We start from the raw sequence: 17,704 nt of genomic DNA, 5'->3' as shown, positions 1-17,704 counted from the left end.
ATATAAGTATTCGAGGGCCCGCCAGTCTAGCGTTTTGTGGCCTCGGCCGTACGCAGCATGGCCTTGGCAACACCTCTCAGGATGTGGATTTCCTCTTGGCTAAGCTGCGCGCGGTTGAACATCTGGTTGAGCCGGGGCATCAGCTTCTTGGGAGCGTCCAGGTCCAGAAAGCCAATCTCCGCCAACGCCTGCTGCCAGTGCGCCAGCATGCCCGCCACCTGCTGGGCATCGGCCCGATCGCCGCGCGCGGCCACGTCGCTCACGCCATAGCCGCCCAGCGCCTGGCGCCAGTCATAGGCCACCACCTGCACGGCCGAGGCCAGGTTCAGCGAGCCAAAATCCGGATTGGTCGGAATCGACAGCGCCACGTTGCAGCGGTACACATCCTCATTGGCCATGCCATAGCGCTCGCAGCCAAACAAAAAGGCTACACCGGTCTCGCCGCTGGGGTTGGCGGCGGCGGTATCGCTGGCTGCGGTTGCTGCCTCATCGGCCAGGTCGTCGGCCAGGTTATCCGGGCCAGGCTGGGCGGCCAGTGCGCCTTGCAGCAGCAAAGCAAAATGCTCACGCGGCGTGCGGGCGGGCGGGCCAAAATCACGCGGGGTCATCGCCGTGGCGCAGAGGTGGCTCATGCCATCCAGGGCTTCTTCCACGGTGGCCACAATGCGGCAGTTGGCCAGCACATCCAATGCGCCACTGGCACGTTGGATGGTTTCTTCCTTGCGCAGTACATTGCTCCAGCGCGGGCGCACCAGCACCAGGTCATCGAAACCCATGGTCTTGATGGCGCGGGCGGCAGCTCCCACGTTGCCGGCATGGCTGGTTTCGATCAGAACAAAACGGGTTTTCATAAACAGCTCGTGCAAAAATGGACATGTCCCTGCGAAAAAAATCGAGCGCAGGTACAATCTAGCCCCTATTGTCGCTGCCGCATCGCCGGCCGCGAGCTACCAGCCGCTCTTGCCCCAGCGTTTCGCAGCGTTTTTGCTGCCCACCTTACGCCAACACAATTTATGTCGTCCTCCTCCCTGCACCCCATGCTCAACATGGCCATCAAGGCCGCTCGCGCTGCTGGCGCCATCATCAACCGTGCCGCGCTTGACGTGGAATCGGTGCGGGTTTCGACCAAACAGGTGAACGACTTTGTGACCGAAGTGGACCAGAATTCCGAGAAAGCCATCATCGAAACCTTGCTGACGGCCTACCCGGACCACGGCATCCTGGCCGAAGAATCGGGCAACGAATACGGTAACCCCCACTCCAACCACATCTGGATCATCGATCCGCTGGACGGCACGACCAACTTTATCCACGGCTTCCCGGTGTACTGCGTCAGCATTGCACTGGCCGTGAACGGCCGCATTGAGCAAGCCGTCGTGTATGACCCGACCCGCAACGACCTGTTCACCGCCACCCGTGGCCGTGGCGCGTTCCTGAACGAGCGCCGCATCCGCGTGTCCAAGCGCACCCAGCTGCGCGACACCCTAATCACCACCGGCTTCCCCTTCCGTCCAGGCGACAACTTCAAGCAGTACATGGCCATGCTCGGCGATGTGATGCAGCGCACCAGCGGCGTGCGCCGCCCCGGCGCAGCCGCGCTTGACCTGGCCTATGTGGCCGCTGGCTTTAGCGATGGTTTCTTTGAAACCGGCCTGAGCATCTGGGACGTGGCAGCCGGCTCGCTGCTGGTGACCGAGGCCGGTGGCCTGGTCGGCAATTTCACCGGCGAAGCCGACTTTCTGGAACAGCGCGAAGTGCTGGCCGGCACGCCCCGCATCTATGGCCAGTTGGTCCCCATCCTCGCCAAGTACAGCAAGTTTGCCAGCGCTGGCGACAAGGCTGCCGTGCGCCAGGCCTTGAATGAAGAAGCTCCTGAGGAAGCCGCAGACAACGCGGCTGAGCAGGACGCTGACAAGGCCGAGTAAGCCTTTAGCCCCGTCCCAGGCACAAAGCACAAAGCCCGCAGGCTAGGCCTTGCGGGCTTTGTCGTTGATGGGCAGAAAAACGGGCGATCAGTTGCCAAACACGATCTGGGCAATCACCCCGGAGGCAATCGCAACCAGCAGGTAGTCACCGCCATTCTGGATCCAGCGGTAGCCGCGTGGCGGAGCGCTGAGGCGGTGACCACGCCAGTCATTCACCACATAGCCATGCGCCCGGTACTGCGACGGCACCCGCGAGCCCTTCACCCAACGGTGGTCCGGCCCGGCACCCCGGTGGCTGTGCGCGTCGGGGCGGTGCGAATCATGGCGACGATCAGGCTGCGCATGGCCCCGGCTGTCATAGCGGTGGGAATCCTGCGGAGGGCGCGGCTGGGCTTGCACGCCTACGGCGCCAGCACCCAAGGTAGCCACCACGGCAGCGACTGCGATCCGGTTTATCCATGTAGTCATTGAGGACCTCCTATCCTTGTATTGCCACAAGGCACCACTGCCTTGCTTGTGGTCCATGATGGGGCAGTCGGCAGGGCCAACGCGTAGGATGGCCCAAGCTTTACCGGAATTTTCGAGGGCGTGCGCTGGGCTTTACATTCGCGACGGGGTGTTAAATCTTCTCAAATGCTGGCTAGCCAACGAAGCACTTGCAGGGATGAACAAAAACGCGAAAGCGCAATGGATACCCACGCCTTTCTTTGCCTTGCCAGCGAGCACTCGCCAACATGACCCAGCAATTGCGTTAACATGCACCCCCGGCACTGGTCCGACAGACCCGGCCCATCCTTGTATGATGCGCATTGCGGCCAGAGGCATACAAGCTCATGGCGCCCTGTCACCAAAAAGGGGCACAAGCTGCCGATGCCTCTGATGCGCCACCGGTCGAGCCAGCCTTTGTAGCCCCCGTGCCGACCCTTCTCACCCTTGCCATGCCAGGTTGGATCCCGACCAACCCACACCGATCAATGAGTTCAAACCCCATGGAAAATCCAACGCTCGCAAAAGCCGATTTTTCATCGCACACGCCCATGATGCAGCAGTACCACGCTGCAAAAGTGGACCACCCCAACACGCTGTTGTTCTACCGCATGGGGGATTTTTACGAGCTGTTCTATGGCGATGCCGAGAAGGCCGCGCAGTTGCTCAATATCACCCTGACCCAGCGCGGCCAATCGGCCGGCCAGCCCATTCCGATGGCGGGCGTGCCCTTCCATGCGCTGGAAAATTACCTGGGTCGCCTGCTCAAGCTCGGCGAGTCGGTGGCGATTTGCGAGCAGGTGGGCGAAGTGGGGGCCAGCAAAGGGCCCGTCGAGCGCAAGGTGGTGCGCGTGGTCACCCCCGGCACGGTGACCGACAGCGAGCTGATGAGCGACAAGGCCGAGGCCATGCTGCTGGTGGTGCACCAGGCGCAGCGCGCCCGCTGTGGCCTGGCCTGGCTGAGTGTGACCCAGGGCAAGATTTTTCTGGCTGAATGCACGCATGAAGAGCTGCCCGCCTGGATTGCGCGCATTGCGCCTAGCGAAGTGGCCTACAGTGCCGGCGCCTCGCAGCGCTTTGAGCAATCGCTGTACCAGCTGCGCAGCAGCGGCGTGCTGACCTGCCCGCTGGCGCTGCGCCCCGACTGGCAGTTTGATGAGAAGCTGGGCGAGCGCAAGCTGCTGGAGCAACTGGGCGCCGCCAGCCTGCAGGCCTGGAATGCGCAGGTTTTGTACGCCGCCCACGCCGCCGCCGGCGCCCTGCTCACCTATGCCGAGCACACCCAGGGCCGCAACCTGCCCCATGTGCAGACCATCCATGTGGTGCGCGACGATGCACTGATCGACCTGCCGGCCACCACGCGCCGCAATCTGGAGCTGGTCAAAACCTTACGCGGTGAAGATGGCCCTACGCTGTTCTCGCTGATCGACACCTGCCAGACCGGCATGGGCAGTCGCCTGCTCAAAAGCTGGTTGCTCGAACCCAGCCGCGACCGCAGCGACGCGCGTGCGCGCCTGGGCGCCATTGGCGTGCTGCGCGGCGACAGCGACACGCTCGCCGCCGCACCCTGGCAGATTCTGCGTACCGAGCTAAAGGGGGTCTCTGACGTAGAACGTATCACCGCGCGCATTGCGCTGCGCCAGGTGCGCCCGCGCGAGCTGGTGGCCCTGGGCTTGACCTTGCAAAAAGCCCAGCAGCTGGCGGGCAACGCAGCCGCGCCGGCGCCCCTGCTTGGCGAGATTTTTGAAACGCTGCAGCCGCCCCTCGATGCAATGGAGCTGCTGATCCGCGCCATTGATCCCGAGCCCGCTGCGCTGGTGCGCGATGGCGGCGTGATTGCCAACGGTTTTGACAGCGATCTGGACGAGCTGCGCGCGATCCAGACCAATTGCGATGCCTTTTTGCTGGATCTGGAGACGCGCGAGAAAGCGCGCACCGGCATCAGCAACTTGCGCGTGCAGTTCAACAAGGTGCATGGCTTCTATATCGAGGTCACCAGCAGCCACAAGGATAAGGTGCCCGACGACTACCGCCGCCGCCAGACCTTGAAGAACGCAGAACGCTTTATCACGCCCGAGCTGAAGACTTTTGAAGACAAGGCGCTGTCGGCCCAGGAGCGCGCCTTGCAGCGCGAGAAATGGCTCTACGAGCAGGTGCTGGACCAGCTGCAGCCGCATGTCAGCGCCCTCACCCGCGTGGGCCAGGCGATTGCATCGCTGGATGCGCTGTGCGCGCTGGCCGAGCGCTCGCTGACCCTGAACTGGTGCGCTCCCCAGTTTGTGCCCGAGCCCTGCATCGACATCGATGCGGGCCGCCACCCTGTGGTGGAAGCACGCCTGGCGGAGACCTCCAACGCCTCGTTCATCGCCAACAACACGCGGCTGTCGAGCCTGCAGCGCCTGCAGATCATCACCGGCCCCAATATGGGCGGTAAATCGACCTACATGCGCCAGGTGGCGCTGATCGCGCTACTCGCCAGCATGGGCAGCTATGTGCCCGCGACACGCTGCCTGCTGGGGCCGATTGACGCGATTCACACCCGCATCGGCGCGGCCGACGACCTGGCCAATGCCCAGTCCACCTTCATGCTGGAGATGACCGAGGCCGCGCAGATTCTGCACAGCGCCACGCCCTACAGCCTGGTGCTGATGGACGAGATCGGCCGGGGCACCAGCACCTTTGACGGCCTGGCGCTCGCCAGCGGCATTGCCACGCACCTGCATGACAAGACCAAGGCCCTGGCCTTGTTCGCCACCCATTACTTTGAACTGACCGAGCTACCGGCCAAGGCCAAGCATGCGATCAACATGCATGTGGCCGCGACCGAAGCGGGCAGCGACATTGTGTTTTTGCATGAGCTGCAGCCCGGCCCGGCCAGCCGCAGCTATGGTGTGCAGGTGGCCAAGCTCGCCGGCATGCCGGCCCCCGTGCTCAGCCATGCCCGCCATGCGCTGGCCGCGCTGGAGGCTCGCCAACAGGCGGGCGACTCCCAGGTGGACCTGTTTGCCCAACCGGCCTCGGCCGAGACCCCAACCCCTAGCGCCGTCGAGGCGCAATTGCGCGAGCTGCAGCCGGACACATTGACACCGCGCGACGCACTCGATCTACTGTATTCACTCAAGCGACTCGCTGACAAGTCATGACCTATTGTGTAGCCATCAAGCTGAACGCCGGCCTGGTGTTCCTCTCCGACTCCCGTACCAATGCGGGCCTCGACCATATCAGCACCTTCCGCAAGATGATGGTGTATGAGAAGCGCGGCGAGCGCTTCATGGTGCTGCTGTCTGCCGGCAATCTGTCGATCTCGCAATCGGTGCGCGAGATTCTGCAAACCCAGCAGCTCGAAGACGAAAACGGCGGCCCGCCTATTACCATCTGGAACGCCAAGAGCATGTTCGATGCCACGCGCGTGCTGGGCGCCGCTGTGCGCCATATCCAGGAGCGCGATGGCCGGGCGCTGGAACGCGCTGGCGTGGATTTCAACTGCAGCCTGGTGTTTGGTGGCCAGATCGCTGGCGAGAGCCCGCGCCTGTTCCAGGTCTACTCGGCCGGCAACTTTATCGAGGCGACGGCCGAGACGCCCTACTTCCAGATCGGCGAGTCCAAGTACGGCAAGCCCGTGCTAGACCGGGTGCTGACCCCCACCACGCCCCTTAACGAAGCGGCCAAATGCGCGCTGGTCTCCATGGACAGCACGCTCAAGTCCAACTTGTCAGTGGGCCTGCCGCTGGACCTGGTGGTCTATGACACTGACGCGCTCGGCTGCGACAACATCGCCTGCATCGACGAGTTCAACGACTACTTCCGCATGGTGCGCAACACCTGGGGCGACAAGCTGCGCCAGGCCTTTGACAGCATCGAAGACCCGCACTGGGACAGCGGCGACAACGCGGCCTCCATCCAGCCGGACAGCAGCGCCATTCGGCCGGTGAAGAAGATCACCCATTCGGACGAGATGCTTTAAGGCCATGCGCTGAGTGGCCCGACAGGGCCTTCAGCGCTACCGATCAGCCATGCAGCTGGTTGGGGTTCTGCGCCAGCTGCAGCGCAATCGCGCGGCAGGCCCGCAGCAAGGGCTGGATGTAGGCGGCCTGCACATCCTCACGCTGGCGGAACAGCAAAGTGCTGACGCTGATGGCGGCCACGGGGCTGCCATCGGGCCCCAGCACGGCGGCGCCAAAGCAGTAAATGCCCTCTTCATTCTCTTGCGCATCGGTGGACCAGCCGCGCTGGCGCACCTCGTCCAGCTGCTGCTGCAGCGCCTGCGCATCGCCCACCGTCTGCGCCGTCAGTGGCGCATAGACCAGCTCCGCCATCAGTGCGCTGGCATCGCTGGGGGGCAGCCCCGCCAGGTAGGCCTTGCCCACGGCGGTGGAGTACAGGTTGACGCTGGTGCCAATGCGCGATGACATCTGCACGGCGCTGTCGCTCTCCAGCTTTTCGATATAGACCATGCTGTGGCCCGAGGGCACGGCGAAATGGATCGTCTCCTGCGTGGCATCGCGCAAATCACGCAGCGCCTGCGTAGCGGCCATGCGCAGGCCCGAACGGCTCCAGCTGCGGCTGGCCAGTTGCACCAGGCGCGGGCCCAGGGTCCAGCAGCGCGTAGACCCCACTTCCACCAGCATGCGCTCGGCCTGCAGCGCCGCCACAATGCGGTGGACTGTCGGGCGCGGGAACCCCGTCGCCTTGGCTATCTCGGCAATGCCCAGGGGCTCGCTGCCATCTGCCACCAGCTGCAGCACACGCATGAACTTGGAGAACGCTGCCGTACCGGCAACGCTGCTTTCAGAAGACGAAGTAGCCATGTTTGCATCCATACAGCGCCCAAGCATACCCCAGCGCAGAGCGGTGCCAGGTCGCCAGCCGCACAGGCGGCGCGGTATCCGGCGCGCGGCGAGCGGCTCGCTTGGCTCTTCGCTCCGCATATCTACACTCCGTTTTTCCCATAGCAGTGCATCATCCATCGGCATCTACACTGCATTGAGGCTACCCAACCACAGACTGCCTATGGAAAATCCATAGCCAATGCCCTGCCGAATGGCTACCATGGCGCATTCCCACCCGCACCTGCCCGCCTGTATTTGCCATGCGCTTTGACCTGCAAGACCTGCGCCTTTTTGTCCATACCTTGGAGTCCGGCACGATCACCCAAGGGGCCGAGCGCTGCCATATCACCTTGGCATCGGCCAGCGAACGCATCCGCGGCATGGAAGCGGTGCTGGGCGCGCCGCTGCTGACACGCAGCAAAAAGGGGGTGACGGCCACCGAGGCAGGGGCCGTGCTGCTTCCCCATGCCCGGCGCATGCTCCTGCAGATGGAGCAGATGGCGGGCGACATGCAGGCTTTTGGCCAGGGCCTGGGCACGCGCATTGAGCTGCTGGCCAATACCTCCGCTATCAGCGAGCACCTGATTGCGCCGCTGGGCACCTTTATGCAGGCCAACCCGCAGCTGCGCCTGGAGCTGCGCGAATGCACCAGCGATGCGATTGCCCGCGCGCTGATGGCCGGCGAGGCCGATATGGGTGTGCTCTCCAACGCCGTGCCCGCTGGCAGCCTGCACACCCAGGTCTGGCGCGATGACCCGCTGGTACTGCTGGGCCCTGCGCGCCTGTTGGCCAGCCTGCCCGAGGATGTGCAGCTGAACCACCTCAAGGACATCGCCTTGCTCGGCCTGCTGCCCCAGCATGCGCTGCACCAGCTGATGGCCGCGCAGGCGCTGCAGGCCGGTGTGGCCCTGCGCTACCGCGCACTGGCCCCGCACCTGGAGGCCCTGTGCGACTGGGTCGTCATGGGCCTGGGCGCTGCCGTGGTGCCGCGCACCGCCGCCGAATGCGCCACCCTGCGCTGGCCCCAGGCCCGCCTGCGCCTGCGCCTACTGAGTGCCGACTGGGCCGCGCGCCAGCTGGTACTGGCCTGCCGCGACCCTGCCGAGCTGCCGCCCCAGGCGCTGCAGCTGTGGGCGTTTTTGCAAGAAGCCGCCCACTAGCCACCCGCGATCAACCAAATCACCGCCCACATAGCCGACGGCCTGCCCGGCCTTTGCCCCCGGCGGGCCGATCTTGTGCAACACTTGCGCGCTTATGTTTTCTCGCCTCTCCGTTTACCTGGCGCCAGTGCTGCTGTGCGCCGCCGCCCCTGCCCTGGCTGCAGGCTTTGATGACTGCCCGCAGTTCTTCTCGGGCAAGCCGCCCAGCACTACCGCTTACGGCCAGCTAAGAGAACTGTGCCTCGATGAATATGCCGTGCTGCATTCGGGCCAGTCCAAGACACCAATTTTTGTAGCCCAGCGTCTGAATGCGCGCATGCTGAACTTGGCCAAGGACTTGAAGCGCAAAGATAAGTTCCGTGAAGACGCGCGACTTCCTGAACGGGAGCGCGCGAGACTCTCTGACTACCGAAGCTCGGGTTTCAGTCGTGGTCATATGGCTGCTGCCGCTGACATGAGCACTGAACAAGGCAAGGCTCAAAGCTACTTGCTTTCCAATATGGTTCCCCAAGACATTACCCAGAATGGCAAGGCTTGGTCGCAGATCGAGCAGGATACCCGCAGCTATATCCGCCGCGCCAAGGGCGATGTCTTTGTGATCACCGGCCCGGTCTTTGGCAAGCAGCGCCGCACCATCGGCGACGGCCAGGTATGGGTGCCCGATGCCGTGTTCAAAATGGTCTACGACCCGTCCACCGGCCAGCGCTGGGTGCATCTGCAAGACAACCAGCCGTCGACCAAGGCGGGCAAGCCGCTGAGCTACGAAGAGTTTGTGCAGCGCACGGGCATTCGCCTGCTGGACTGACCACAGCCGCCGCGCCATAAAACTGGCCCATGCTGCAGTGCGCAGGCATGGGCCTTTTTGCGGGTCAATGGTACAGATCAGTGGTCGTTCGCCGCATCCAAAAACGCCGTGCCTTCAGTCAGCGGCGCAAAGCGGTAGGACGCGGGGGTGCGGCTGAGTTTGACCGGGGCGCCCAGGCCCGTGTAGTCGCCCATCTTCACAACCATCTCGCGGTGCGCGGTATGGGGAGCTTGCAAGGCCTGCTCCACATTCAGCACCGGTGCGGCGGGCACGCCGATGGCCATCAAGTCCTCGGCCAGCTGCACACCGTCATGCGCTGCAAAGGCTTGCTCCAGCAAGGGCTTGAGCACATCGCGGTTCACCGAGCGCTGGCCGGCCGTGGCAAAGCGCGTGTCGTCGGCCAGCTCCGCTTGCCCCAGATGCTGGCACATCAGGCGGAACTGGCGGTCATTGCCGACGGCCAAAAAGATCGGCGCGCTGCCGGTGTTCACGACATCGTAGGGGTAGATGTTGGGATGGGCATTGCCGGAGCGGCCGGGTATCTTTCCGTTCATAAACCAGTTGGCGGCATGCGGGTGCAGTAGCGAGATGCCGGCGTCATACAGCGAGGCATCGACCAACTGGCCCAGGCCGCTGCGGCCGCGCTCATGCAGCGCCAGCAGCACACCGATGACGGCATTGAGGCCGGTGACCATGTCGACGACAGGCAGGCCCACACGCAGCGGGTCGCGATCGGCCTCGCCGTTGATGCTCATCAGCCCGGCCATGGCCTGTATGGCGGCGTCATAACCGGGCAGGCTGCCCAGCGGGCCATCGGCGCCAAAGCCGGTGACGCGGCACCAGACCAGATGCGGAAACGCATGCTGCATCTGCGCGTAGCCAATGCCCCATTTCTCCATCGTGCCGGTCTTGAAATTCTCGACCACCACATCGGCCTGCGCCATCAAAGCGCGCACCTGGGCCTGGCCTTCGGCGCTGGCCAGGTCCATGAACTGCACGCGCTTGTTGCGGTTGAGGCCCAGGTAGTACGAGGCCACGCCATCGCGGAACGGCGGGCCCCAGCTGCGCGTGTCGTCGCCTTGCGGCGGCTCGACCTTAAGCACGTCGGCGCCATGATCGCCCAGAATCTGGCCGCACAGCGGCCCGCCCAGGATGCGCGAGAGATCGAGCACCTTGATGCCCTGCAAAGCGCCAACATTGGCCGCCTGTGTTGTTGTCATCGTCCGATTTCCGTTGTGTCAGTCCAGCGTCACACCCGACTGCTGAACCACTGCCTGCCATTTGTCCACTTCAGTACCGATAAAGCGCGCCAGGTAGGCGGGTGAGCGGTCCGGCGATGCCTCCAGGCCCTGCGCAGCAAAGGCCTTTTTCACACTGTCCGAATCCAAGGCCTTGGAGAAAGCCTGGTTGAGCAGCTGCACGCGCTCGGGCGGCGTGCCCTTGGGGGCCACGACACCGAAGAAAACGCTCACGTCATACCCGGCCATGCCCTGCTCGGCCACGGTGGGGATGTCGGGCAAGGCGCTGGAGCGGCGCGCGGTGGCGACGCCCAGCGGCTTGACCTTGCCTGCCTTGATATAAGGCATGGCCGTCAGGATATCGGTAAAGCTCATGTCGACCTGTCCCGCCAGCAAATCATTGAGCGCCGGGCCCGTGCCCTTATAGGGAATGTGCTGCAGTTTGGTACCGGCCAGATTGTTGAACATGACCCCCGCCAGGTGTGACGAAGCGCCATTGCCCGACGACGCAAAATTGAGCTTGCCGGGCTGGGCCTTGTCCAGCGCGATCAGACCCTGCACATTGTCAACCGGCAAGCTGGCCTTCACCACCAGGATATTGGGCAGGTAGCCCACATAAATGATGGGCGCGTAGCTCGTGCGCGGGTCGTAGCTGATGGACTTGTACAGGCTCTTGTTGATAGCCAACGGGCCCGAGGTGCCGAACATGATGGTGTAGCCATCGGGCTTGGCGCGCGCCACATACTCGGCGCCGATATTGCCGCCCGCGCCTGCACGGTTCTCCACCACCACGCTCTGGCCCAGCTCGCGCGTCAGCTCCGTTGCCAGAATCCGGGCCATCGCATCGGTGGGGCCACCGGGTGGGAAAGGCACGGTGAACATGATCGGGCGGTCGGGGAATTTGTCAGCGGCCTGCGCCGATGCCATGCCCAGCCCGCCGAGGCAACCCAGGGCAGCCAGCGCCCAACGCATCGAAAATTTTTGCATGTTTGTCTCCATTTTTTAAAGGTGTGCAGGTCTGCTGCCTGCGTGTTGATGGGTGTGTCTGCCGGTTTGCCGGTCTGAGGCTCAGCCCAGCCAATCGGCGGGAATGCCCTCGCTGGCCAGCGGATCGCGCGGCAGCACGCGGTGCAGCAGCACCAACTGCGACAGGCGCAGGCGCTCGGCCGAATCGGTCTGGCCGGCTTCCCAGGCCATCGCAATCGCGGTGGTGCAGTTGTACAAACCGGTGGCAGCCTGGCGGGCCAGCACCGCGCCGCCGTCTTGTGCGGCACGCTCGGCCAGCGCACTGGCGCGGGCCAATGCGGCATCCAATGCCTGGCGGTAGCCTGCGCTGATGCGGCAGTCCGCCAGCAGGCCTTGCAGATAGGCCTGCAGCACCGGCAGCGAGCCTTCGCGCTGGATGGCGCGCACAACATCGAGCGCAACGATATTGCTGGTGCCTTCCCAGATGGAGCCCAGGTGGGCATCGCGCACCAGGCGCGGGTCCGTCCATTCCTCGATATAGCCGCAGCCGCCGCGCACTTCCATCGCGTCGCCGGTCACCTTGCGCGCATCGCGGCAGGCGCGGAACTTGATCATCGGCGTGAGGATGCGCAGCAGCGCATAGGCCTCTTTGTCGCCTGCATCGGACCGCATCAAGGTCTGGGCGGTCTGGAACACCATCGTCCGCGCCTGCTCGGCGGGCACGCGCAGCTTGTCCAGTTGGCGCTGCATCAGCGGCATATCTTGCAGGCGCTTGCCAAAGGCTACGCGCTCGCTGGCCACAAACTCGGCCTCGGCCACAGCGCGGCGCATCATGCCGGCCGAGCGCACGCCGTTGGACAGGCGCGAGTTGTTGACCATATCGGCCATCTGCACAAAGCCCCGGCCCTGCTCGCCGATCAAATAGGCAATGGAGCCATCCATGCGAATCTCGCCACTGGCCATCGACTTGGTGCCCAGCTTGTCCTTGAGGCGGATGATGCGATAGTGGTTCTGGCTGCCGTCATCAAGTTGGCGTGGCAGCAGGAACAGCGAGATGCCCTTCATGCCCGCCGCTGCGCCTTCCACACGGGCCAGCACCATTGCAAACTCGGCATCGGGGTTGGAGCAGAACCATTTGTCGCCCGTCACCCGCCAGCTGCCATCGGCCTGCGGCTGGGCCAGGGTCTGGGTGTTGGAGATGTCGGAGCCAGCAGCCTGCTCGGTCATAAACATGGCGCCCTGGGCCTGGCTGTCCCAATCAAGCGACAGCAACTGCGGCAGGTATTTGGCCACCAGCTCCGGCGCACCGAATTTCTTCAAGGTGCGGGTCAGCGAGTCGGTCATCGACAAGGGGCAGCAGAGGCCAAACTCGGACTGCACAAACAGATAGGTCAGCGCATATTTGACGATGGGCGGCATCTTGCCCTGCCAGCCCAGCATGTCGTCGCGGTGCGAGATCGCCTGCAGACCGAATTCGCCATAGGCGATGCGCTCCAGCTCTTCATAGGCCGGGTGCTTGATGATGCGCTGGCGGTCTTCACCGGCGCGGCTGCGATGTTCCAAGGTGGGCGGGTTCTTGTCGGCAATGCTGGCCAACTCGTCGATGCGGCCGCCAGCCAGCTCGCCCATGCGCTGCAGATAGGGCTGCAGATGGGCCAGCAGATCGGCGGGCAGGTAGAGCTGCAAGAGCTGCTGCAATGCAGGGTCGGTGCTGTAGAAATTGCTGCCGTGGCGATCGGGCACGGGGTGGGCACTGGCTTGTGCCACCTGCGCGATGGCGCTGCGCTGGGATGGGTCCGGTGCGGACATGCGGGTCTCCTGATGGCGGGGCGGGCGGTGCGGGCTCCTGGGTGGAGGGCACGGCAGTGCCGCGTTGTTTTGCTGTGGTTTAGGTCATTTCAGCAGCCAGTGCTATTCGCGTCAAATATTATTAAACTCTTTATCAATACTTATTCGATATAGATAGGAGTGCCCATGGAGCTGCGGCTGCTGAACTACTTTGCGACCTTGGCCGAAGAACTGCACTTCAGCCGTGCGGCCCAGCGCCTGTCCATCTCGCAGCCGCCGCTGTCGGTCGCCATCCGCCAGCTGGAGGAGGAGATTGGCGCCGCGCTGTTTGAGCGCAGCAGCAAGGGCGTGCGACTGACCGCCGCCGGCGCCCACCTGCTGCCACGCGCACGGCAGTTGCTGGCGCTGGCCGGGCAGGCGGTGCAAGAGACGCGGGATGTGGGCCAGGGCGTAAGCGGCCATTTGCGCCTGGGCTTTGTCGGCTCGGCGCTGTACCGGGGCGTGCCCCAGGCGCTGGCCCATTTTCAGAGCGCGCATCCGCAGGTTCGCATCGACATGCGCGAGCTCAACAGCGCCGAGCAGTTGCTGGGCCTCCAGCAGGCCGAGCTGGACATGGGCCTGGTGCATTCGGTGATGCTGCCCGAAGGCCTGCGCAGCCAGCTGCTGATGCAAGAGCCCTTTGTGGCATGTCTGCCGCGCCAGCATGCGCTGGCCAGGCATGCCGTGCTGGATTTGGCCCAGCTCAAGCACGAGCGCCTGGTGCTCTTCTCCAGCACCGTATCGCCGCTTTACCACCAGCGCATCTACCAGATGTGCATGGCCCACGGCTTTGCGCCGGAGGTGCGGCACGAGGTGCGGCACTGGCTGTCCGTGCTGTCGCTCGTGTCGCTGGGCCAGGGCTCAGCCATTGTGCCGGCCGCGCTGCAGCGCGTGGGCATGCCGGATGTGGTGTTCATCCCGCTGCTGGGCGAGCAGCCCCAATCCGAGCTGCTGGCCGTCTGGCGCAGCCAGCCGGACAACCCGCTGGTGCACAAGCTCCTGCTCAGCCTGCAAGAGGCTGTGCAGGCGGTGGCGCAAGGCGGGTGATCAGGCTGTGTGGCCGCTCAGCACGGTGCGCAGCAGCAAGTCATCGAGCGGCGCAAAGTCCACGCTCGGTGCCTGCGGCGCGGGTGCGGCCTCCAACTGCGCCAAGGTGGTTTCGATAAAGGCATTGAGCACCGGCATCGCAGCACCATGCTCGGACTCCTTGGCCGCGCGCTTGACCACCAGTAGCGCTGCGATTGCGTCGAGCACCGCCGGGTCGACGACGGTGCCATCGACCAGATCCTGGAAGCGCATCGGAGCCACACCCCTGCCCTCGGACACCCACAGGCAGGCCAGCAGCGGGCGCAGCACATAGAGGTATTTCTTGAGCCGCACTGTCTCGCCCTGCAGGTACTCGCGGTAGTTTTTGCTTGCCATGTGCAAGTAGTGGTAGTGCGTGCGCGCGGGCAGGTGTACGCGTTCGATGGCGGCACGCATGTCGGCGACAAACAGCGGATCGGCCTGGTAGACGACCGGCGAATCGAACCATTCGATCAAGGTGGCATTGCCTTTTTTGAGCAGGCCCAGCGCCTTGCGCAGCTCCCAGCCATTGACATCGAAGACATCGGAAATCGGCAGCTCGATCACATCGCGCTGTTCGCTGACGCTCAGGTACCAGGGCAGGCGCGGCGCATAGACAAAGCGCACATCGTAATCACTGTCAGGCGATGCAAACCCCCAGCCCCGGCTGCCGGACTCGCAGGCAAACAAAATGCGCACCTGGTGCTCGATCTCGATCTGCGCCAGCTTGGCTTCGATGTCGGCGCGCACGGCGGGGTCGATAGGATGCACTTGCTCTTGCCAGGCTTCAGAATGGTTCACGCTCGCTCCCTTCAAAACCCTTGATCTTGCCAGAACCATCGCGGCCCATGCGCTGGCCTCGCCCGCGCTGGCGGCATAGGCAATGCGAATGCATCTGCTTACAGCCCGCATCCAGAGCGGTAGTACATGGGCATTTGGCTGCTTTCGCAACCAAGCTCCCACAGACACGCGATACTGCAGGCTTCGCAAACTTTACCGAGAACAAGAACATGCAAGGCCATCCCGACGTCGTCGATTACCTCAAGGACCTGCTGCGAGGCGAGTTGGCCGCACGCGACCAGTATTTTGCCCACTCGCGCATCTACGAAGACCAGGGCTTTACCAAGCTGTTCACCCGCCTGGACCATGAGATGCAGGAAGAAACCCAGCATGCCGACGCGCTGCTGCGCCGCATCCTGATGCTGGGTGGCCGCCCCGATATGCGCCCCAAGGAATTCACACCCGGCGCCACCGTGCCCGAGATGCTGCAAAAGGACCTGGACACCGAGTACGAAGTGCGTGCCGGCCTGCGCCAGGGCATGGAACTGTGCGAGAAGCACAGCGACTATGTGAGCCGCGACATTCTGCTGGCCCAGCTGCGCGACACCGAAGAAGACCATGCCTACTGGCTGGAAAAGCAGCTGAGCCTGATCAACATGATGGGCCTGCCCAACTACCTGCAAAGCCAGACCTGATCTGCGTTGCAAGCCCCCAAGCAAAAGGCCGTCAATATATGACGGCCTTTTGCATGACGACGACTGCTGCAGCCCCCTCGGGCCTGGCAGTGTTTAACCCCCTCAGGGTGCAGCGGTGGCTGCGGTTGGCATGCGCATCGAGCGCACCAGCGCGGCCAGCACCACGCCATAGGCGGGCACAAACAGCAGCAGGCTCACGGCCAGCTTGATGACATAGTCCACCAGCGCGATCTCCACCCAGTTGGCGGCCATGAAGGGGTCGGCACTGCGCCAGAAGGCGATGGAGAAAAAGGCAGCGGTATCGAGCGCCTGGCCAAACACCGAGGCGGCAGCGGGCGCCATCCACCAGGCATGGCTCTTTTGGCGGATGCGGTCAAACACCTGGATATCGAGCAACTGGCCCAGCACATAGGCCGCAAAGCTGGCCAACGCAATGCGGAACACAAAGCTGTTGAAGCTTTGCAGCGCTTCCCAGCCGTTGAAGCGGCCTTCATGGAAGATGACGCCCACGACATAGGACACCAGCAGCGCCGGCAGCATGGCGCGGGTGATGACGCGGCGCGCCTCTACTTTTCCGATCAGACGCACGGTCAGATCGGTCGCCAAAAAGATAAATGGAAAGCTGAAGGCTCCCCAGGTGCTGTGAAAGCCAAACAACGAGATGGGCAGCTGCACCAGGTAGTTGCTGGCAATGACGATGGCGACGTGGAAGGCCACCAGCAGGGAGAGATAGAGAGGCACGCGCGAGACAGGGGTCAGCACGGCATGAGCGGAGTTCATGACATTCCTTTTTGGTCAATGGGGGCGAGGGAACCCATAGCTACGAAAGAGGCCCGAAAACAGGTTTGTTCTGGGGCATAAGGGGCCGTATTGTATACGCGCTGCTTAAAACCAGTACCGCTCAGCGCCCATCTCAAGGCCCACTGCTGCGGACTGCGCGCGCCACAAACCACAGCCTCTGCATCGAGCCACTATAAAAAGCTGTACAAATAAACAGTTAGCAAGGATACTTGCCACTGTTTATTTAAACAGTCATTCAAACTATGGAAGTCTCTACCCCCATCGCCATCAGCCTGCAGGATTGCCACGGCATTGACCCTGCCCTGAAACAGCGCGCAGAAATGCGCTTTGCCAAAGAGATCAACAAGTTTTTTCCCGACGAGCAAGACAGGCTGGATGCCCTGAGCGCCTTCACCGATGCGGCCGAAGGCGGTGAGATCTCTGCCCAGCAAGAGGTGCTGGCCCGCGCCTGGCTCAAGGCCTTTGACAAGGCGCGGCAGGCGGGCTTCCAGGGAATTGGTGTCGAAGAGGCCTACTTCGACGTGCGGCTGGGCTAGTACAAAGGCGCCCTACCCGCTTGCCTGTATCAGCGCGCGCAGCTCAGCGATTCGCGCCAGCTGGGCTCCGTCACCATGCGTTTTTGCGACTGCAAGGTGTCGCGGCAGAGGTTTTCCAGGGTGCTGCGGTTGCCTGGGTCATTCCAATCCCAGGGGCTGGTGCCGGCGAGGGTCAGCGCCTGCAGCGCACGCGGGCTCTGGCTGCGCACATCTTGCGCAATGCCTTGGTGTGCGGCCAAAAAGTCGGCGCTGCTCTGGGTGATCTCATCGGCCAGCAAAAAGCCCGATTGCTCGCAGCGCTGCACCTGGTACCAGTTGTCCAGCGCATACATCACGGCGCCGTCGCAGGGCTGAGCTTCAGCGGCCTCGGCCGTTGCCTGGGCATTGTCTTGTGCGCTGTTTTGCGTTTGCGCCCAGCTGGCGCTGGCCATCACTCCCGGCACCAACAGGGCCAGCACATAGTTCCACATCTTCATCTGACGCATTTCTCCGATCAGCAATTTCAAACATTTCGCGGCATGGGCGGGGGCGGCACAGCCATTGCTGCCGGCCCCAGACCAGCGAACATTGTGCATACACCGATGCTTCTTG

17 protein-coding genes are annotated in these 17,704 nt (G+C 63.5%); 8 read left to right on the top strand and 9 right to left on the bottom strand.

Going from position 1 to position 17,704, the window contains the following annotated elements; all coding sequences use genetic code 11:
* Window positions 1-26: 26 nt before the first annotated feature.
* Window positions 27-851, bottom strand: a complete 825-nt coding sequence (locus HS961_RS09475; RefSeq protein ID WP_182327457.1) for an RNA methyltransferase — start codon at window positions 849-851, stop codon at window positions 27-29.
* A 162-nt stretch (window positions 852-1,013) separates the two neighbouring features.
* Here HS961_RS09475 and HS961_RS09470 point away from each other — a divergent pair, with 162 nt between their 5' ends.
* Window positions 1,014-1,925, top strand: a complete 912-nt coding sequence (locus HS961_RS09470; protein ID WP_238347853.1) for an inositol monophosphatase family protein — start codon at window positions 1,014-1,016, stop codon at window positions 1,923-1,925.
* A gap of 87 nt (window positions 1,926-2,012) precedes the next feature.
* Here the strand turns inward: HS961_RS09470 and HS961_RS09465 are convergent, their stop codons facing one another.
* Window positions 2,013-2,393, bottom strand: coding sequence for an RcnB family protein (locus HS961_RS09465; RefSeq protein WP_182327456.1), 381 nt, complete (start codon window positions 2,391-2,393; stop codon window positions 2,013-2,015).
* Window positions 2,394-2,914: 521 nt separating this feature from the next.
* Here HS961_RS09465 and mutS point away from each other — a divergent pair.
* Both mutS and HS961_RS09455 read left to right on the top strand, forming a co-directional pair.
* Entirely contained in the window at window positions 2,915-5,554 is a 2,640-nt protein-coding gene (mutS, locus tag HS961_RS09460; protein WP_238347852.1) for a DNA mismatch repair protein MutS, read from the top strand.
* The gene (locus HS961_RS09455) at window positions 5,551-6,375 is read left to right on the top strand and encodes a proteasome-type protease (RefSeq protein ID WP_182327455.1); all 825 of its coding nucleotides are present in this window, start codon (window positions 5,551-5,553) and stop codon (window positions 6,373-6,375) included. The genes mutS and HS961_RS09455 overlap by 4 nt, the downstream gene beginning before the upstream one ends.
* Before the next feature lie 43 nt (window positions 6,376-6,418).
* Here the strand turns inward: HS961_RS09455 and HS961_RS09450 are convergent, their stop codons facing one another.
* Window positions 6,419-7,219 (bottom strand): IclR family transcriptional regulator, encoded by an 801-nt coding sequence (locus tag HS961_RS09450; RefSeq protein WP_238347851.1) that lies wholly within the window; start codon window positions 7,217-7,219, stop codon window positions 6,419-6,421.
* Between the two features lie 281 nt (window positions 7,220-7,500).
* Here HS961_RS09450 and HS961_RS09445 point away from each other — a divergent pair, with 281 nt between their 5' ends.
* On the top strand, window positions 7,501-8,400 hold the full coding sequence (locus HS961_RS09445) for a LysR family transcriptional regulator (RefSeq protein WP_182327453.1): 900 nt from the start codon (window positions 7,501-7,503) through the stop codon (window positions 8,398-8,400).
* 94 nt (window positions 8,401-8,494) lie between these two features.
* The gene (locus HS961_RS09440) at window positions 8,495-9,205 is read left to right on the top strand and encodes a DNA/RNA non-specific endonuclease (protein ID WP_182327452.1); all 711 of its coding nucleotides are present in this window, start codon (window positions 8,495-8,497) and stop codon (window positions 9,203-9,205) included.
* Window positions 9,206-9,282: 77 nt separating this feature from the next.
* Here HS961_RS09440 and HS961_RS09435 read toward each other — a convergent pair whose 3' ends face one another.
* From HS961_RS09435 to HS961_RS09425, 3 genes are all read right to left on the bottom strand, one after another.
* On the bottom strand, window positions 9,283-10,425 hold the full coding sequence (locus HS961_RS09435; protein ID WP_182327451.1) for a CaiB/BaiF CoA transferase family protein: 1,143 nt from the start codon (window positions 10,423-10,425) through the stop codon (window positions 9,283-9,285).
* Between the two features lie 18 nt (window positions 10,426-10,443).
* Entirely contained in the window at window positions 10,444-11,415 is a 972-nt protein-coding gene (locus HS961_RS09430) for a Bug family tripartite tricarboxylate transporter substrate binding protein (protein WP_238347927.1), read from the bottom strand.
* A 96-nt stretch (window positions 11,416-11,511) separates the two neighbouring features.
* The gene (locus HS961_RS09425; RefSeq protein WP_182327449.1) at window positions 11,512-13,218 is read right to left on the bottom strand and encodes an acyl-CoA dehydrogenase family protein; all 1,707 of its coding nucleotides are present in this window, start codon (window positions 13,216-13,218) and stop codon (window positions 11,512-11,514) included.
* 165 nt (window positions 13,219-13,383) lie between these two features.
* On the opposite strand from HS961_RS09425, the gene HS961_RS09420 reads away from it, so the two are divergent.
* The gene (locus HS961_RS09420; protein WP_182327448.1) at window positions 13,384-14,283 is read left to right on the top strand and encodes a LysR family transcriptional regulator; all 900 of its coding nucleotides are present in this window, start codon (window positions 13,384-13,386) and stop codon (window positions 14,281-14,283) included.
* Here HS961_RS09420 and HS961_RS09415 read toward each other — a convergent pair whose 3' ends face one another.
* Window positions 14,284-15,102, bottom strand: coding sequence for a nucleotidyltransferase domain-containing protein (locus tag HS961_RS09415; protein ID WP_238347850.1), 819 nt, complete (start codon window positions 15,100-15,102; stop codon window positions 14,284-14,286). It abuts the gene before it with no gap.
* Window positions 15,103-15,311: 209 nt separating this feature from the next.
* Here HS961_RS09415 and bfr point away from each other — a divergent pair, with 209 nt between their 5' ends.
* Window positions 15,312-15,776 (top strand): bacterioferritin, encoded by a 465-nt coding sequence (bfr, locus tag HS961_RS09410; protein WP_133858588.1) that lies wholly within the window; start codon window positions 15,312-15,314, stop codon window positions 15,774-15,776.
* Window positions 15,777-15,878: 102 nt separating this feature from the next.
* Here the strand turns inward: bfr and HS961_RS09405 are convergent, their stop codons facing one another.
* Entirely contained in the window at window positions 15,879-16,556 is a 678-nt protein-coding gene (locus HS961_RS09405; RefSeq protein WP_182327446.1) for a 7-cyano-7-deazaguanine/7-aminomethyl-7-deazaguanine transporter, read from the bottom strand.
* A gap of 263 nt (window positions 16,557-16,819) precedes the next feature.
* On the opposite strand from HS961_RS09405, the gene HS961_RS09400 reads away from it, so the two are divergent.
* Entirely contained in the window at window positions 16,820-17,113 is a 294-nt protein-coding gene (locus tag HS961_RS09400; protein ID WP_182327445.1) for a hypothetical protein, read from the top strand.
* Window positions 17,114-17,142: 29 nt separating this feature from the next.
* On the opposite strand, the gene HS961_RS09395 is transcribed toward HS961_RS09400, so the two are convergent.
* On the bottom strand, window positions 17,143-17,589 hold the full coding sequence (locus tag HS961_RS09395; protein WP_182327444.1) for a hypothetical protein: 447 nt from the start codon (window positions 17,587-17,589) through the stop codon (window positions 17,143-17,145).
* Window positions 17,590-17,704: the final 115 nt, after the last annotated feature.

The sequence above is a fragment of the Comamonas piscis genome, assembly GCF_014109725.1.
GTDB lineage: Bacteria > Pseudomonadota > Gammaproteobacteria > Burkholderiales > Burkholderiaceae_C > Comamonas > Comamonas piscis.
This window is presented reverse-complemented; position numbering and strand designations above follow the sequence as displayed.

Bases quoted from the DNA above. Each gene is read 5' to 3' on its own strand.
- HS961_RS09450 (WP_238347851.1), bottom strand. From the start codon at position 7,219: ATGGCTACTTCGTCTTCTGAAAGCAGCGTTGCCGGTACGGCAGCGTTC.
- HS961_RS09425 (WP_182327449.1), bottom strand. From the start codon at position 13,218: ATGTCCGCACCGGACCCATCCCAGCGCAGCGCCATCGCGCAGGTGGCA.
- HS961_RS09465 (WP_182327456.1), bottom strand. From the start codon at position 2,393: ATGACTACATGGATAAACCGGATCGCAGTCGCTGCCGTGGTGGCTACC.
- HS961_RS09455 (WP_182327455.1), top strand. From the start codon at position 5,551: ATGACCTATTGTGTAGCCATCAAGCTGAACGCCGGCCTGGTGTTCCTC.
- bfr (WP_133858588.1), top strand. From the start codon at position 15,312: ATGCAAGGCCATCCCGACGTCGTCGATTACCTCAAGGACCTGCTGCGA.
- HS961_RS09445 (WP_182327453.1), top strand. From the start codon at position 7,501: ATGCGCTTTGACCTGCAAGACCTGCGCCTTTTTGTCCATACCTTGGAG.
- HS961_RS09475 (WP_182327457.1), bottom strand. From the start codon at position 851: ATGAAAACCCGTTTTGTTCTGATCGAAACCAGCCATGCCGGCAACGTG.
- HS961_RS09470 (WP_238347853.1), top strand. From the start codon at position 1,014: ATGTCGTCCTCCTCCCTGCACCCCATGCTCAACATGGCCATCAAGGCC.
- HS961_RS09435 (WP_182327451.1), bottom strand. From the start codon at position 10,425: ATGACAACAACACAGGCGGCCAATGTTGGCGCTTTGCAGGGCATCAAG.
- HS961_RS09405 (WP_182327446.1), bottom strand. From the start codon at position 16,556: ATGAACTCCGCTCATGCCGTGCTGACCCCTGTCTCGCGCGTGCCTCTC.
- HS961_RS09420 (WP_182327448.1), top strand. From the start codon at position 13,384: ATGGAGCTGCGGCTGCTGAACTACTTTGCGACCTTGGCCGAAGAACTG.
- HS961_RS09440 (WP_182327452.1), top strand. From the start codon at position 8,495: ATGTTTTCTCGCCTCTCCGTTTACCTGGCGCCAGTGCTGCTGTGCGCC.
- HS961_RS09400 (WP_182327445.1), top strand. From the start codon at position 16,820: ATGGAAGTCTCTACCCCCATCGCCATCAGCCTGCAGGATTGCCACGGC.
- HS961_RS09395 (WP_182327444.1), bottom strand. From the start codon at position 17,589: ATGAAGATGTGGAACTATGTGCTGGCCCTGTTGGTGCCGGGAGTGATG.
- mutS (WP_238347852.1), top strand. From the start codon at position 2,915: ATGGAAAATCCAACGCTCGCAAAAGCCGATTTTTCATCGCACACGCCC.
- HS961_RS09430 (WP_238347927.1), bottom strand. From the start codon at position 11,415: ATGCGTTGGGCGCTGGCTGCCCTGGGTTGCCTCGGCGGGCTGGGCATG.